13 protein-coding genes are annotated in these 16,574 nt (G+C 47.9%); 2 read left to right on the top strand and 11 right to left on the bottom strand.

Going from position 1 to position 16,574, the window contains the following annotated elements:
• The coding region (locus tag METBU_RS0105715) for a hypothetical protein (RefSeq protein WP_017839713.1) at positions 1–447 on the top strand (447 nt) is incomplete at its 5' end.
• Between the two features lie 206 nt (positions 448–653).
• Here METBU_RS0105715 and METBU_RS23400 read toward each other — a convergent pair.
• Positions 654–1,661 carry a WD40 repeat domain-containing protein gene (locus METBU_RS23400; protein WP_017839712.1) on the bottom strand — a complete coding sequence of 336 codons (1,008 nt, stop codon included), beginning with the start codon at positions 1,659–1,661 and terminating at the stop codon, positions 654–656.
• Positions 1,612–3,015, bottom strand: coding sequence for a siroheme synthase CysG (cysG, locus tag METBU_RS0105705; protein ID WP_017839711.1), 1,404 nt, complete (start codon positions 3,013–3,015; stop codon positions 1,612–1,614). The genes METBU_RS23400 and cysG overlap by 50 nt, the downstream gene beginning before the upstream one ends.
• Before the next feature lie 80 nt (positions 3,016–3,095).
• Here cysG and METBU_RS0105700 point away from each other — a divergent pair, with 80 nt between their 5' ends.
• Positions 3,096–3,326, top strand: a complete 231-nt coding sequence (locus METBU_RS0105700) for a sulfurtransferase TusA family protein (protein ID WP_017839710.1) — start codon at positions 3,096–3,098, stop codon at positions 3,324–3,326.
• 218 nt (positions 3,327–3,544) lie between these two features.
• Here METBU_RS0105700 and METBU_RS0105695 read toward each other — a convergent pair whose 3' ends face one another.
• The 9 genes from METBU_RS0105695 to METBU_RS0105660 form a co-directional block, all read right to left on the bottom strand.
• The gene (locus tag METBU_RS0105695) at positions 3,545–6,874 is read right to left on the bottom strand and encodes an EAL domain-containing protein (protein WP_017839709.1); all 3,330 of its coding nucleotides are present in this window, start codon (positions 6,872–6,874) and stop codon (positions 3,545–3,547) included.
• Positions 6,850–10,038, bottom strand: coding sequence for a PAS domain S-box protein (locus METBU_RS25155; RefSeq protein WP_017839708.1), 3,189 nt, complete (start codon positions 10,036–10,038; stop codon positions 6,850–6,852). The genes METBU_RS0105695 and METBU_RS25155 overlap by 25 nt, the downstream gene beginning before the upstream one ends.
• 1,130 nt (positions 10,039–11,168) lie before the next feature.
• On the bottom strand, positions 11,169–11,435 hold the full coding sequence (locus METBU_RS0105685) for a DUF2442 domain-containing protein (protein ID WP_017839707.1): 267 nt from the start codon (positions 11,433–11,435) through the stop codon (positions 11,169–11,171).
• Positions 11,395–11,568: a DUF4160 domain-containing protein gene (locus METBU_RS29195; protein ID WP_412768466.1), complete on the bottom strand. Its 174-nt coding sequence runs from the start codon at positions 11,566–11,568 to the stop codon at positions 11,395–11,397. The genes METBU_RS0105685 and METBU_RS29195 overlap by 41 nt, the downstream gene beginning before the upstream one ends.
• A 426-nt stretch (positions 11,569–11,994) precedes the next feature.
• Complete coding sequence (locus tag METBU_RS0105680) at positions 11,995–12,621, bottom strand: uracil-DNA glycosylase family protein (RefSeq protein ID WP_017839706.1); 627 nt, start codon at positions 12,619–12,621, stop codon at positions 11,995–11,997.
• Between the two features lie 2 nt (positions 12,622–12,623).
• On the bottom strand, positions 12,624–13,388 hold the full coding sequence (locus tag METBU_RS0105675) for an exodeoxyribonuclease III (protein ID WP_017839705.1): 765 nt from the start codon (positions 13,386–13,388) through the stop codon (positions 12,624–12,626).
• 266 nt (positions 13,389–13,654) lie between these two features.
• Positions 13,655–14,092 (bottom strand): YcgN family cysteine cluster protein, encoded by a 438-nt coding sequence (locus tag METBU_RS0105670; protein ID WP_026130055.1) that lies wholly within the window; start codon positions 14,090–14,092, stop codon positions 13,655–13,657.
• Complete coding sequence (locus METBU_RS0105665; RefSeq protein WP_017839703.1) at positions 14,080–15,087, bottom strand: M14 family metallopeptidase; 1,008 nt, start codon at positions 15,085–15,087, stop codon at positions 14,080–14,082. The genes METBU_RS0105670 and METBU_RS0105665 overlap by 13 nt, the downstream gene beginning before the upstream one ends.
• A gap of 37 nt (positions 15,088–15,124) precedes the next feature.
• The gene (locus tag METBU_RS0105660) at positions 15,125–16,558 is read right to left on the bottom strand and encodes a hypothetical protein (protein WP_017839702.1); all 1,434 of its coding nucleotides are present in this window, start codon (positions 16,556–16,558) and stop codon (positions 15,125–15,127) included.
• Positions 16,559–16,574: the final 16 nt, after the last annotated feature.

Here is a 16,574-nt window from a genome sequence, read left to right as displayed (position 1 = left end):
ATTGAGCGCTTCGCGTTGACGACTAAAATAGTCTCAGAGGTGATGGAAATCATTAAAAACAAAGGGCTTAACAAAGTCACCTACCAACAATGTTACCAATTATCAAAAACATTGCCGCGAAATTCTAAAGTCAAAACACACCTACAAGCTTGGTTAAAAAAGCATTTGCAGATTCAAGCAGAGCTGACCGAACTGCCGTTGTTAAGCAGTAGCGATATTATTGAAACGCTGTTTGGAAATTATAAATATATGCTTGAACGCAGTCCGCAAGCCGACATGAATCGCTCCGTGCTATTGATTCCTGCTTTATGTGGCAGTCGAAAAGAAGCGGTGATTGACCAGGCATTAAATAAAGCATTTCAAGTAGATCTAGCACACTGGGAGGAGAAGAATATCCCTTATACGGTAAGAAAAAAGCGCCAAGAATTTTTTAAACATAAAAGCTAAAAATCGGGGAAAATAATAACGGACTAGATCAGTCTTTCGACAGGCTAGGATCGCTCCCACAGGGCATTCGGAACCCTTGTGGGAGCGAGGCCTTCGTCGCTCTCTCCTAACGCTAGGTGAGGGGAAGCCGCTGATGTTTAACATCCGCCTAACACCCTACGCTTCCCTGCGCTAATGCCGAAAACTATAATAACGCGAGCATAGTTTTATTTTTTCCAGCGTTGGAGGTAGCCGTTGGCGGCGATGCTCCATATTTTCGATTCATTGTCGGTAAAGCTCAAAGACAAAATGGTTGCGGCCGAAGGGCGCCAGGCGTCTTCTTTTTTGGGGCGCCAAAGCTTTTCGAGTTTGCCGGTACTGACTCGCCAAAGATCGATGCGTTGCGAGGTGCGGCCGGTAACTACGTATTTACTATCGCGGGAGAAGCGCGCGGCGGATAAGGTTAGCAGTTTGGGGCCGACGTCTTTGTGTACTTTGCCGGTTGATGTTTTCCAAATCAAAACTTGACTCAAGGCCGCATTGGTCAATGCGTATTGTCCGTCATCGCTTAATGCCACAGTTGCCAATTTATTGTGGTGCGGCCAACTGAATTTTAGCGTGCCGTTGGTCAAGTCCCATAATTTTGCAGTGCTGTCTTCCGACCCGGTTAATGCATAGTGACCGATTCGGTCCAGCGAGGTAGTTAAAACGGCTTTGTCGTGCGGGAAGGCGTAAAGCGTTATTCCTTGATTCAATGCAAAATAGACGGCTTTATCCGGCAGTCCGATCAAGGCGTGAAAGCCGTCATGGGATAAGCTGACCGAACCGATTCCGGGTAGGCTCCAAACATTCAGCAGTGCGCCGTCTGCGATTCGCCACCAAGCAATCGAGTCGCGCTGCGCGGTGACGGCGTAGCGTTCGTTTCCTGAAATGGCGGCATGGACGATGCCGCTTTCATCTTCGAGGTGCTTCCAGCTATGTAATAGCGCTCTGGGTTTTAATTGCCATAGTTCGGCTGGTCCCGAGGTTCTTCCGATTAACGCATAATGATCGGTCAGTGCGGCGGAAAAAATGCCGTCATTAGCCAATACCACCGTTTTATCGGCTTTCGGCGTTCGGTCGCACCCGGTCGGTATTGCGACAAACCAGAGTGCTAGGATAGCCCGGATGATCATATCGGTGTTCTCATAAGACGGTTGCGGCTTGATTGCCGGTAAACCATTGAAGTTTTTCATGCAAGGAGACGACAGTGCCGATAATGATCAATGTTGGCGGTGTAATATCTTGTTTTGCGGCAATTTCGGGCAGGGTACTCAAAGTACCGGTAAACACGCGCTGCCGATCGGTTGTGCCTTGTTGTATCAATGCGGCCGGTAAATTTTCGCTGGCACCGTGTTCGATCAGGGAGCGGCAAATGATCGGTAGGCCGACCAGACCCATGTAAATGACGAGGGTTTGATTCGGTTTTGCGAGTTGTTGCCAGTTAAGGTTGATGGTGTCGTCTTTCAAATGGCCGGTGACAAAGGTAACGGATTGCGCATGATCCCGGTGGGTTAAAGGAATGCCCGAATAAGATGCGCAACCCGATGCGGCGGTAATACCGGGGACGACTTGAAAATGAATGCCTTGCTCCATCAGCGTTTCGATTTCCTCGCCGCCGCGCCCGAAGATGAAGGGGTCGCCGCCCTTAACCCGCGCCACGCGTTTGCCTTGTTTGGCTAAATCGGCCAGCAATTCGTTGATCTGGTCTTGCGGCAGGCTATGCTCGCTACGTTGTTTACCGACATAAATTTTGGTGCTGTCGCGGCGCGCTAGATCCAATATGGCCGGTGCGACTAGGCGGTCGTAAACGACGACATCCGCTTGTTGCATTAAGCGTAGGGCTTTAAATGTGAGTAAGTCAGGGTCGCCGGGGCCGGCGCCAATTAAATAGACCTCGCCTTGGGGCTTGGCGTTTTGATGCTCGCGCAAGGATTTTTGCAGTTGTTGTTCGGCTTCTTCATCCTTACCGGCAAACATGAGTTCCGCCACCGCTCCTTGAAAAGTATTTTCCCAGAAAATTTTACGTAAAGCGGGTGAGTCTATTCGTTGTTTTACCAAGGGTCTGAACTTCTCGGCCAGTTGCGCCAAGCGGCCGTACCCTGACGGAATCAGAGTTTCGATTTTTGCACGAAGTAGCCGAGCAAGCACCGGTGCGGCGCCGCCTGACGATACGGCAGCTACCAGAGGCGAGCGGTCGATAATGGCCGGAAAAATGAATGAGCAAAGCTGCGGGCTGTCTACGACATTGACCGGTATGTTGCGTTCGTGTGCGGATTTTGAAACCTGTTGGTTGGTTTCAAGCCGGTTAGTTGCCGAAACGACCAATATAAAGTTTTCAAGGTCTTCGGGTTGAAAAGATTTTTGTTTGATCGTCAATTGACAGCGTTCGGCCATTGCGGCGACCGTTTCGCCGATGTCTTCGGCGATGACGGTAATGTCGGCTTCGGCTCTGGCAAGCAGGTCGATTTTACGGGCGGCAATTTCTCCGGCCCCGACGACCAGGCAGGGTTGGCCGGTCAATTTGAAAAAAATCGGAAAATAGTCCATTAGGTTTGGCGATTCGCGTATGGGTTCGAGAGTGATATTATAGCGACTCCTCGGATTGTACTGAAAATTAAAACTGAATCATGATTGAATACGATATTGAAGTCGATGCCACCGGCCTTAATTGTCCATTACCCTTGTTACGCTTGAAGAAGGCATTGCAGCAAATGCTGAGCGGCCATGTAGTCAAAGTCATCGCAACCGACCCCGCAGCGCATTTGGATATCGGAGTTTATTCCGATCAAACCGGACACCGGATTCTCAGTTATCTTAAAGAAGAAGATAAGCAGATTTTTTATATCAAGAAGAAATAGGTGAAAGGTGAAAGGTGAAAGGTGAAAGGTGAAAGGTGAAAGGTGAAAGGTGAAAGGTGAAAGGTGAAAGGTGAAAGGTGAAAGGTGAAAGGTGAAAGGTGAAAGGTGAAAGGTGAAAGGTGAAAGGTGAAATCCGCGCTTGACAAGCCGTTAAAAATCTGAATCATTTCACTATTCACTATTCACTATTCACTATTCACTATTCACTATTCACTATTTCACGAGTACTCTTTCAACAATTCCCACATCCTGTCCTTGTCCACTGGTGCGCTAAACAAATACCCCTGAATGACATTACAACCTTTTTGCATGAGAAAACGGCTTTGTATTTCGGTTTCGACGCCTTCGGCTACTAGATTTAAACCCAGATTTTTCGCGAGATCGATGACGGCGCAAGGGATGGCGGTCAAGTGCGGATTATTAAAGCTCGATTCGTCGGATATTTCCATGATGAACGAGCGATCGATCTTGAGCTCGTCTATCGGCAGTTCTCGCAAATAGCTGAGACTGGAATAACCGGTACCGAAATCATCTATCGATATAGAGAAGCGCAAGTCCTTGAGTTCTTGCAATTGCTGTACGGTTTTTTGCTGCCCGCTCATGACTACGCCTTCGGTCAATTCGATTTGCAGCAATGACGGATCCAAACGGTGATTGATCGTCGATTTCAACAATGCCTTCTTGATGTTGCCGCGATGAAATTGTATCGGCGAAATATTGACCGCGATCGGCACCAAATTGATACCTGTAGCCTTCCATGCGGCTAATGTTTGACAGACCTGCTCAATCACCCAGCACCCGATATCGACGATATAGCCGGTCTCTTCGGCGATTGGAATAAATTCGGCGGGCGTTATGTTTTCGAGAGTCGGACTGCGCCATCTCAGCAATGCCTCGGCACCGACAATCAGGCCGCTATCAAGCGCGAATTTTGGCTGATAGTGAATATAGAATTCTTTCAACTTCAATGCGCGATGCAAGCCATGTTGTATCAGCATGTACCTTTCGGTTTGGCTTTCGAGCTTTTGGTTGAAAAACTGATAATTATTGCGACCTTTTTTCTTGGCCAGATACATCGCGCTATCGGCATGCTTCAGAAGGGCTTCGGTATTGTCGCCGTCGTCCGGAAACAAGCTAATCCCCATGCTGAAACTGATGTGCAATTCCTGTTCGGCTAAACGATAGGTTTTTTTGACCGCGTGGAAAATTTTATCGGCTAGTCTTGCCGCGGCTTCCCTGGAACTGATTCGCGGCAACAGTATCGCGAACTCATCACCTCCCAAGCGGCTGAGCGTGTCGGATTCACGTATTGACGACAGCACCGATTGCGCGAAATCTTTGACTAACTCATCGCCAAAGCCATGCCCTAAGGTATCGTTGACTGTTTTAAAATTATCGATATCCAGACAAATGACCGCCAATTGGCTGCGATCTCTTTGCGCCTGTAATATCGCGGTATTCAATCGATCCAGCATCAATACGCGATTAGGCAAGCCGGTCAATGGGTCGTGATGAGCCAAATAGCGGATTTTATCTTCCGCGACGGCTCGTTGCGTAATATCCGAAAATACCGATGCATAATGCGTGAGAGTGCCTTCTTCATCCCGAATAGCATTGACCGTGATCCATTCGAGAAACAATTCGCCATTTTTACGCCGGTTCCATATTTCTCCGGACCATCGGTCGGTGGTATTCAAGGATTCCCACATCTGCCGGTAAAACTCGGAGTCATGCTTGCCGGAACTGAGAATTTTCGGATTGCAGCCTTCGACTTCGGCGAACGTATAGCCGGTAATCGCGGTAAAAGCCGGGTTGATCGCAATGATGTTTCGGTTGTGGTCTGTGATTGATATCGCCAACGGCGAAGCCATGAAAACCGATGCCGACAACTTCAAGCTGTTGATATATTTCAGGTGCTTGATGCATTGAAGAATCGTGCTGACCAATTTGTCCTCAGTTAGAGGCTTGGCGAGAAACTTATTGATTTCCAGATCAAGCATTGCTTCGACTTGCGCGACACGACCAGGTCCCGGTTCAATGCCGCTGATAAGGATGATGGGCACGTTGGGATCGCACGCGCGAATATGTTCGACCAACTGCAAACCATTCATCTCGGGCAAGACAATATCGCAAATCACCAAATTGGGACGGTATTTTTTGTATAATCGCAAGCCCGTTTCGGCATTTTCAGCAGTGTATAAGACGCCGACACGGCGCTGCAAAAATTTCGATAAGCAGGCTAGCGAGTCGGGATCGTCTTCGACATAGAGTACCGATATCCATTTGAGCGGCGATAAATCGTCGGTCGTATCGTTTTTTTGTCGAGGGAGGTGTAATACGGAGTCATTAACCCTGTTGTCTTGTTGGTCCAGTAACTCCGGGCCATACGCAATCTCGAGTAGGGTGATGTCATCGTGATAGAGCGTTTTCGGGATACTTTTCAAATAGCCGTCGATTCGATTCAAATAACTGTTATGGCCGGTCTCGGCTATTTGTTCGATGAGTGTCACAAGACCTTGCTTTTGAGTTTGATGTTCCAATAATTCGATCAAACCATCGCTGAATATATATAACTTCGCTGTTGTATCGCAATGAAACCCTTGTACCTCAGGTAGAAAATCGTCACCTCCGACGATTCCCCACGCCAGGTGATTGGATGGAAAAGTATGAACGATCCGTCCATTACTGTCCGTCAGTAAAACCGGCGGATTGCCGCAATTGACCACCTCGATTAAGCATTGTCGCGGATCGAGTTTTATCAGTGTTGCGACCAAAAAGTGTCCCGATAGATGCTGATCGTACAAGGCTTGATTCAATTCGTCGGCTATTCGACTCAAGCTGAATCCCCGGCCAGCCAATTCTCGAAATTTCCTGGGAATGTTGAGCGCCGGTAAAATCGCCGACAAGCCATGTCCCATACCGTCGGCAAGCAATACATACAGCTCGGTTTCGGTATGCTCGATTGTGTAAAAGTCGCCGCTAATTTTATCCCTGGGCCGGGTTATTGCGTGTACGGCAATATTTCGATCATTGCCTATCATTTGAGAGACATAACCTTGCAGTCGTTCCGTTTCTTCTTGCTGCAGTTCGATTGTCGTATGCAATTGATTCAACGTTTCGTTAAAGCTATGCTTTTTATGAAGTTTATCCAGCGCTGTTCGAAATGCGGAGTTCAACGAATCGGCATTAACCGGTTTGATGATGTATTGAATCGTCTCCAAATCGATCGCTCTCTGCAGTAGTCCCGTATCGCTGTGAGCCGTTAAAAAAAGCATCGCCGCGTCGGCATCGAGCTTTCTGATCGTTTGGCACATCGCGATGCCGTCCATGACCGGCATACGGATATCGGAAACCACAATATCCGGCCGATGGGATTCGAATAAGCGTAAACCTTCTTGTCCGTTTTCGGCTTCGAAAACCGTTGCGCCTCGCCTTCTTAAGTAATTGGCTAGCACTTTGCGAGGCTCGTGTTCATCCTCGACACATAAGATCGATACGTTGTTCAACGATAATGCCGGTTTACTCAAGGGTTGTTCGGTTCTGTCCATCTGAATAGCTCCATATTGGGATGTTTGGGTAAAAACAGGCTAAACCTAGCGCCTAAATCGGTATTTTCAACAAGAACACTACCATGCATCGACTGCTCGACCGTCAACTTGGTAATGTAGAGCCCCAAGCCGCTTCCTTGGGGTTTAGTCGTAAAGTAAGGATCGAATAGTTTCGGCCAATCGTGCTCAGCGATACCGCCGCCATTGTCCTCGACGCGTATGATGCACCAATCGTCATCAGTATCGATTTCAACATAGATAAGCCCCTGAACCATTTGCTTTTTGACTATTTGATCCTTGGCATTGTTGATCAGGCACAAAATGGCTTGAGATAATTCACCGGCATGGATATATCCGGTGATGCCGGGGATTTTTTCTGTCACATGCAATTGAATATGGCTAAGGGTCAATGTCGCCTCGAGCAAACCAAGGGTTTCGGTGACGACTTGTGAAATTTCTGTTTTCTCGAGTGTCTTGTCGTTTTTAAAAAAATTGCGGAAATCGTCGATGGTCGAGGACATCTTGGACAACAACTCGTTCGATCGGTCAATAGAATGTCTGATGGTTTCGGCCGTTGCTTCGCCATGTACGAAAGCATCTTCAAGATCCATCAGGATGATGGCCAGAGCATTTAAAGGCTGGCGCCATTGGTGAGCAATGTTGCCAATCATTTCGCCCAGCGCCGCCATCCTATTTTGTTGTTGCAGCAACAGATCTTTTTTCCGATTAGCGAAAACCTCTTGTCGGACACGCCGGTCCAATTCGGAATTGAGTGAGCGCAATTGTTCCTCGGCCCGTTTTTGCAAACTCAGGTCATGGACGACGCCGACGATCTTTTGCAGCGCATGATTGGCATCCAGGATTGGCGTCATGCTGACTGCCATCCATTTCCATTGGTCATTGGCGTCTTTGATTCGGTGTTCTAGGTTTTTGATTGGAACATGCTTCTCGAGTAGTTCTTGGAAAGCCTTTAATAGAACCGGCCGTTCCGCTGCATGAAACCGATCCGATTCCAGCACCGAAATAATCGGCTTTCCAATAATTGCTGTCGTATCGAATCCCAATATTTGCAAAGCTTGTTGCGATACATAGTCGATCCTTAAATCGGCATCGATCGACCAAATAATGGCGTTGACGGCATCTACCAACGTGCTCATTTTTGCTTCGAGCTGTTTCATTTCGGTGATATCCAAGACGATCGCCAAAAAATACGGCGGCTCATCAATTGGTTCGAACAATTGCAAGTGTACTTCGACGTCGTATAAGCTGCCGTCCTTGCGTCGATGCACCGTCTCGAACAGTTGTCCCGGCTTCTCGTGACGTTTGAGCGGCTCTATTAATCGGTTGAAATCGGTCAGCGAATAGGCGGGCTTGATATCCAGCGGCGTTATTTTCTTCAACTCAGCCATGCTGTAGCCTAAATTAGCTAACGCTCCTGCATTGACGAAGCTGAAGCGCAAGGATTCGGCTTCGAATATATAGATCTCATTGATGCTGGCGGCGATGCTACGATAAAAACGACTGTTGTTTTTGCGCAAACGTTTATGTTCGGTAATGTCGAATAGCACCATCAAGCAATCATTCCGATTGACTCGACTGACCGTCAGTAAAACTTGATGCGTCGCGGCTGATTTGTCTTTTATGGAAATCTCCCGATCGATTACATCCGAGTGTTCGAATTCAGTCCGGTTGAGTAAATTGCGCCACTTGCCGATCGCTTCTTGCCGCTTTGCCTCGTCCGGAATTGCCCTGGCCCACCAGTCGTCAACTGTCTGAACATCGCTCGGATCGTATCCGAAAGTTCGTTTAAAAGCCGGGTTGACATAGAGGATTCGGCCTCGGTCGCCACTGAGGGCCATCGGCACCGGCGTCGCCTCGATAATGGCATGCGCTCTTGCCTCACTGGCTTTTAACTCGTTGCTGGTGTTGACGAAGTCCGTAACATCGCGCGCCACGCCCAACAGCGAAATTAATTTTCCGTCGGTCCCGAAAATCGGTGTTTTCACGATCTCGAGATGACGTTCGTCGCCCTGTTCTCTGTGTTGCAGTTGCTCTTGCAGAAATAACGGTTCGCGCATCGTCAATGTTCGTTGATCGCTTTCCCTGTAATGATCGGCAAGCCATTTCTCGAACAAAGCATGATCGTTTTTGCCGATTATGCTATCGCAAGAATTTTGCAAAAAACGCTCGAAAGCTTGATTGCACGCTAAATAATTCAATTGCGGATCTTTGAGCCAAACCATGTCCGGAAGCATATTCACCAAGGTTTTGTACTTGATCGCTTCGGAGTCGAATTTCTTTTCGGTGAAGCGTTGCTCATAGAGGGCGATTGCCAGTGTCATACTACAAATGACTAAGGCCATGTGATGAAGCCAAAAATCCAAATAAGACAAATCTATAGGGTGGTGACTTTCGACTCGCAAGCCGCACGATAGAACGATAATCAGCAAACCTATCGAGACACCGTGTCGTCCCAAACGCAACGCGGTAAAGATCATCAACAAAAACATCCAAAAGCTCTCGAACTGAGCCGTTTGCCAATGTTGCGTAAGGCTAAAGGCGCTAAGTCGCTCAAGAATTAGCGTTAACAGCAAGAACAATACGAATTCCAATTTACGTTGCTTTAGCGTAAAGCCATGTCGTTGATAATAAAAAATCAGGATCAATGGTGTAAGCAACATAATGCCAAGCGTATGACTCAACCAAGTCGATGAGGCCCAGGCGCCATACTCTTCAAGTGTCAGGCCGTTAAGGACTATCCAAACCAATATATTCAGTGAAGCTGCGCATATCGACGCGACTCCCGCTCCAAAAATTAGCAAGACGTAATACGACTTAATGTCGACTAATCGCGGATCGAAGTTTATGCGCCTTAACAAGGCCAAGCCTAATAATGGCTCTAGTGTGTTTCCTAAAGCCCAGAAGAGCGAAGGTATAATATCGGCACCAGAAACGATGTGGGTTACGAAAGCGCTGCAGACTATCAAGACTGCCGAAGAGGCACCTCTTATCAACATATAGGCCAATGCAAAACCCGAAGGAAACCAAATCATTTCTTGATTTGCAAAGGTGCCGGCAAACAAATCGCTCAGTTTGACGAAGAAGAAATAAAGTCCAAAAATCGACAATATATCCAAACAAAATCTTGTATTGAAAAGCTTCATAATCCCTTGTGTTTCAATTTTTATGAACTAAATTTTATGCTGCCCGGAGAGCTTGCAGTTGTCGGGCTATCTTTGTAAGTCGTTCGACTTTGTTGGCGATTTTTCGATCGGGTTAAGAGAAGCCAATGCCGCTGTGGGTTTCATAGATTGGCGAAACGCCTTGACTTGCCTAGTCTAGGGCATTGAGCAAGTCGATTCCGCACGCCGAGCGTCGACAACAATGGTCAGACGGCCAACACATGACTGCGTTACCGTCCTTCCGGATTTTTTTCTTGGAGGTCGTTAAAAATCAATAGAGCATGTCTTCTACCATCGCCGATGCGCGGCTCGCCCGGACAGCTTCAATTATACTCATCGCAGATCAAAATTCGCACCGGGGTGCCTGTCAAAGGACCCAGCACCTAAATTATCTAAGATAATTAACCATGGCCAATGGGCTATGGAATTTAGGTGCTGGGTGAATACATCCATACTCTATGCCAGCTCCATGCCGGTCCCTCTACCTAGCGTTAGGTGAGGGACCGAGCACACCTCTTAAGGCACTGCCGAAATTTGAAGTGCGAAAGGTATATGTCGATCTAATAACATAATCGGGTTCTTGGGATGCTGCGCAACATCAGTTATGGTTTTGCCGACGATACTTCTTAATAATAAAAAACGCTCTGTCAATAATAAGTCTACTTTTCATAGGGGATTTTGTCACACAATTCCATTTCCCGCAGAATTTCTTGCGATTTTAAAATCATATTACCGTACCTTGATTTTCAACTCATGCGACAACTACGTCGACATTTACGGGGTGAATGTAGCAATTCCCAATTTGGAGATCAAAAAGGGTGTGGGGTATGCGTGGCGAGGATGTCGGCAGCAGGGAGCTGCCGCCAAGCCCCCAAGGATGGGTTTACGGCGTTCCTCGACAGGCATACCCCACACCCTAACATCGGCGAAACTGCTCAAACTGGGAATTGCTGGGGTGAATGGTGGGGCTTGACAATAACTCGAAATGCCACATCATTCTACTGCTCACTGCTCACTGCTCACTGCTCACTGCTCACTGCTCACTGCTCACTGCTCACTGCTCACTGCTCACTGCTCAACGAACAACAAATGCCTCCGAATTTACTGCATTGTTATGTGTTTTTGGCATTAAGCGGAAAGCGTCCTGGATGTTTGATGATTTCCTCCGTTAAATCAACATCAAGATCCGGCCAATAAAAATGCCCGGGAGATTGCTCTTCCACGTTGATTATTGACTTAACTGCCTGATCCTTAAACCAAGGGAATTTGTCGTATGGCATGAATAGCTCTTTATCATGAGCAAGCAGCCATATACCATGGGTTGATATATTTGTTACTTCAACTTCTAAAGTATTGTTGCCATGCGCTAATGAGCTCATTGTAGTGAACCTCCACGAGTGATTCGATTTCTTTCAGTTGCTTTCGGGAATAACGGTAGTTCTTTGCCAATTCAATCTCGGGTTCTAACCAAAATTTAGCCTCGCCCTCGCTAGATACTACATGGACGTGCATTCGCTCTTCTTCTCTTGAGAAAAAGAAGAACCTGTAACCATTTTCTCTAAATACCGTTGGACTCATAATTTCAATCTACACATAACGTCCACAGTTCGCGTAACTCCGAATAGCGAAGCGTATTTTGAGGAATAAATGCCTTCATTCTTACGGTTACGTTGACCTGCGGCCATCTTTCGTTTTCGATTCCGCATTGTCAATCTATGCACGATGTTTTGCAAGCTGCTCATTCGTTAGATAGCATTGTTGCAAATACCATCCATGAAGTTTCACGAGTGATGGAAACAAGCTAAATGGGATGCATCTTTGAAAAGCATGCAGAAATTGGCGCTTGACAAGAAGCAGAAACACCCAATCATTTCACTATTCACTATTCACTATTCACTATTCACTATTCACTATTCACTATTCACTATTCACTATTCACTATTCACTATTCACGACCTTCCTCCACGCCGAATGGCTTTCAATCTTATCCAAGGCCGATTCCAGCAAGGCCATGCCCGGTTCGGTTCGGTGCCAAGTCGAGGCGCCGGACGGATGGGGTAGGGGAATCGCGTCGGTTCGGTGGCCGTAAAAGTTTACGCTGTGAATGTCGCCGACGACGTCGTTGAGTCTTTTGACCGGCATTAACTGAGCGATGGCAAGTTTGCCGACCGGGAGAATTAATTCGGGTTTCAATAAGTCCATTTCGGCTTGCAGCCATTTCGCGCAGTTTTCTATTTCCTGCCGATTCGGGACGCGGTCGCCGCCTTCCGGGTTCTTGCCCGGAAAACAGCGGCAGACTGCAGCCATATAAACACGCCGGCGAAATTCGGTTTCATTCAGGCCGATGCTTTCGAACCATTTGAATAAGGTTTTTCCGGCTGTCCAGGCAAAGGGTTTGCCGAAACCGCCTTCCTTGTCCCCAGGCGCTTGGCCGATCAGCAATATTGGCGACAAGACCGGGCTGCCCGATACGACCGGTCCGGTCATTTCCGGGCAGTCCTTGCATTGGGCCAGTGCCGAACGATGCTCGCGCATGAGATGTTCGCGTAGTTGAAATGAGGTCATGCTTAAAGGTCGATCTCGATGCCGACAGGGCAGTGATCCGAGCCGAAGATGTCGGGCGCGATAAATGCGTTTTTGACTTTGCCGATCAATGCTTGGCTTGTCAATACATAATCGATCCGCCAACCGATATTTTTTGCGCGCGCACCGGCCCGGTAACTCCACCAACTGTAGGCGACGGTTTCCGGATGTAAATGCCGGAAGGTATCGACGAAACCCGCTTCCAACATTCGGCTTATGCCATCGATTTCGGTTTGGGTGTAGCCGGCCGATTTATTGTAATTGGCTTTCGGGCGGGCGATGTCGATTTCTTGATGCGCGACATTGAAATCGCCGCAAGCGATTAACGGTTTTCGGCTATTGAGTTGCTGAAAATAGGCCAACAATTCCTTATCCCAGATTTTTCGGTAGTCGAGGCGCACCAGTTTTTCGCCGGAATTGGGGACATAGACATTAAGCAGAATGAAATTTTCAAATTCGGCCGCGATGACACGACCTTCCTGGTCGTGTTCGTCGATACCGATATCTTGCAGAATTTGTATTGGCTCTTGCTTGGTTAACAGGGCGACGCCGGAATAGCCTTTTCGCCCGGCCGAGTTGGAATAAATATGATAACCGTCGATACTTTCCAGGGCCGTTTGGACTTGGTCGTCCTGTGCCTTGGTTTCCTGTAACAGAATACAGTCCGCGTCGAGTTTTTCCAGGGATTCGGCAAAGCCTTTGCCCATCACGGCTCGAATGCCGTTGACGTTCCAAGAGATGATTTTCATGAATGAATAGTCCGAAAGAATAATGAATTTAAAAAGCTATTTTTTACTCGTTCCCATTGCCCTAGCTTGGGAACGAGCGAAAAAAAAACAACGTAGCCCGGATGGAGCGTTGCGTAATCCGGGAAACTCGGAGCAACGCCATTCCCGTATTCCGCAGCGCTGCATACGGGCTACACGCTGTAAATCCCATCGAGCAGCGGACTTCATGTGCTTCATGGTTAAACCGCCGTATTTAGGGTTATCGGGCATGTTTGAAAAACAACGGTTTACTGCCAATCGATCACATGATCTTCCAGGTCGTCGACTTCGGATTCTTTGATCGCAAAACTCGAAATCGATACGCCGGCTTCCTTGACACTGTCGGAGTTACCGCTTACCAAGGGGTGCCAATCGGGTAGGTCTTCGCCTATTGCCAGCAGGCGATAAGCGCACGTTTCCGGCATCCAGTCGAAAGCGGTCCATGCCGTCGATTGTTTTAAATCGACGCAGTCGGGCACCAGCCGGGTTCTTTCCTGATAACGAGTACAGCGGCACGTCTTTAAATCGATCAGGTCGCAAACGGCATTGGTTAGATAGACCTCGCCGGTGTCCTCATCTTCCAGTTTATTTAAACAGCATTTGCCGCAGCCGTCGCATAACGATTCCCATTCCTGAACGCTCATGTCGATCAGCTTTTTGGTTTTCCAGAAACTCATAGTTGTAATCTTTCCATTAGATAACAGAGACAATCTTGCTTGATGACCTTTTCGTCCAGTGTCAGCATGGAAGGCATGGCTTTGCGTGTAATGCACAATTCACCGTCTTGAATCATAAAAAACCGATCGCTAATATTTTGTGCATTGTCGTCCAAGGCAAGAATCGGCAGGGTTTTTAGACCGTCGACGGTCCCCCAGACGGTACCGGCGGGCATTTCATTGAAATTCATGCGGTCGAGATCTTTATTGAGCAGCAAGTCGGATGCTGTTTCTTTAAAGCTGAAGGTAATCGAATCGGGTATTTTAACTTGTGCGACAGTATGATAAAGATCGATGTCTTGCGGATAAACCGGATGTTCCGGGAAATCGCTCAAGTTTAAACAACTATTGAGAAATTCGAAAGCATGTTCGATGCCGTGTTGTTGATCCGGTTTACCGCATTCCAACGTGACCGATGGGCAGAGTTCGGCGAAGGCGGCCGATTGCACACCTTTCGGACGCGTAAAATAAACGATTAGGCGACCGAATAGCGAGGCCAGTTGTAAAAATTTGTCATCCAGTTTATTGACGCAGGCGTAATGCGGATTCAATCCGGTATTGTTATGAATATCGATACTCGCGAATACATTTTTAGCCCGCATAGTATCGACAACTTGTTGAGTCATTCGGGTTTCGGGGCATTCCGGCAACTCGGTACCGGGCCAGATGCGATTGAAATCGGGTTGCCGGTCGAGTCTTCTCAAGCCGAGTCGGGCGGCTTGCGTATTACCGAAAAATATCGATACCGAACGGGACAGCGCGCGTTCTTGATATTTTTTTAGCAAGGTTTGCACCGCATACAAACCGGTCGGTTCGTTACCATGCAATAAAACTGATATGAATAAGGGTGCCGGGTCTTTTCCGGTTAAATGGATCAGCGTCGGGTTGGGTAGTATCTTATATAAGGTTTCGGGAGCGGCAGTTAACAGGCCTTCCGGTAAGTAATCGATTTGATTCAGTTGCACAGGATTTTTTATGAAGCAGTATTTATTGAAGTAGAGTTTACATTATTAGCCATTCGCTGACCGGCTTGCCTCGGTTTTGGTTGTCCAGATATTGCCGAGTCATTGCGGTAAAGTCGTCCGGGTTATTTGTCATGAAATCGCGTTGCCATTGAGAGCCGGTTTGTTTGGAAGCGATTCGGTGTTGCACGACACCGAGAAAGTCTTCGATATCGCAACGGCTAATGCCGAGAGATTTTAATCCCATTACCGCGCGTGCGACGAGCTCTGCAACGAATAGAGACTGCAATCGGTGTTTGGCGCCATCTAGCCAAACGATCGGGCTCTCCAGGCCGTAACGTGCGGCTTGATAGAAATTATCCTTGGCCTGGCTAAACGGAACCGTGATGCCTTTGTCGACGATTTCATCGCATAGATTTTTGGTCAATCCATAAAAAAATAAGGCATTGGCGATTGCGTCGATCACGGTCGGTCCGGCTGCGGGCGTTCGATGTTCGATCCGTATATGCGGGGTGCCGTCGTCGTCGAAACCGATCAACGGTCTGTTCCAACGCCAAATCGTACCGTTATGCAATTTTAAATGCTCGAAAGTTTCCGAGACGGGGCCTAAGTCTTCGGGCAGTAAGATTGGGAAATGATCCAGGTTTTCTTGAAAGCATTCTAGGATCGTTTTTCTAGCGTATCCGGTTCCGAAGCTGACCCGTTTGACCGGTCCTTGTGCGGCGCCGGCGTAGCCGCCCGTTTCGATGGCTTGCTCGAACAGCGGAATTCGCGATTCGTGCCACAGATTTTTACCGAATAAATACGGCGCATTGCCGCATAGCGCGACCATCGGAGCCGAAGCGATAATCGATGCGTTATAAAAATGATGCGCGATAGCAAGCGGCACCTGCGTGTGGATTTGGAATGACGTCGTGGCCGATTCCAACATCACGTCATAATGGACTGTTTTTAGATGTTCGATGCCGGTGATATCGAGATGTATCGGCTTGCCCCGGGAATGCAGGATTTGTTCGTTCAGCGCGCGGTAGCGATTGAGATCCGACATATTGCCGAGGTTGAGGTCGGCTTGTTTCAGTGTCGGAAGCGTGCCGATCATGATGATTCGAGTGTTAATGCTTTCTGCCTGACGGCGCGCCTTACTCCAGGTTGTTTGCAATTGTTCGGCAAGACGGCTGCCGAGATTGCCGGCTAAAGGTGTCGGTACGCTGTTGAGTTCGATATTGAATTTTGCCAGCTCCTCGCAAGCTAGAGGATCGTTTAAGCCGGATAAGAACAGGTCGTTAATCGGTGCGGGAATCATGTTATCGTCAACCAGCCAAGCTTCGATCTCGAAACCGGCGACTGGATGGCGGGTCGAAAAGGCTTGTCGATCGAATAATTCACTGAGGAGTAAAGTTTCCTGAGTCAATTTTCGATGGAACCGGTCGAAATCGCCTAAATCGTAATGCGACGCTGAGATTTCCTGACCCATAATTGTTATCCGGTTG

The sequence above is a fragment of the Methylotuvimicrobium buryatense 5G genome (assembly GCF_000341735.1).
In the GTDB taxonomy this organism is placed as follows: Bacteria; Pseudomonadota; Gammaproteobacteria; order Methylococcales; family Methylomonadaceae; genus Methylotuvimicrobium; species Methylotuvimicrobium buryatense.
This window is presented reverse-complemented; position numbering and strand designations above follow the sequence as displayed.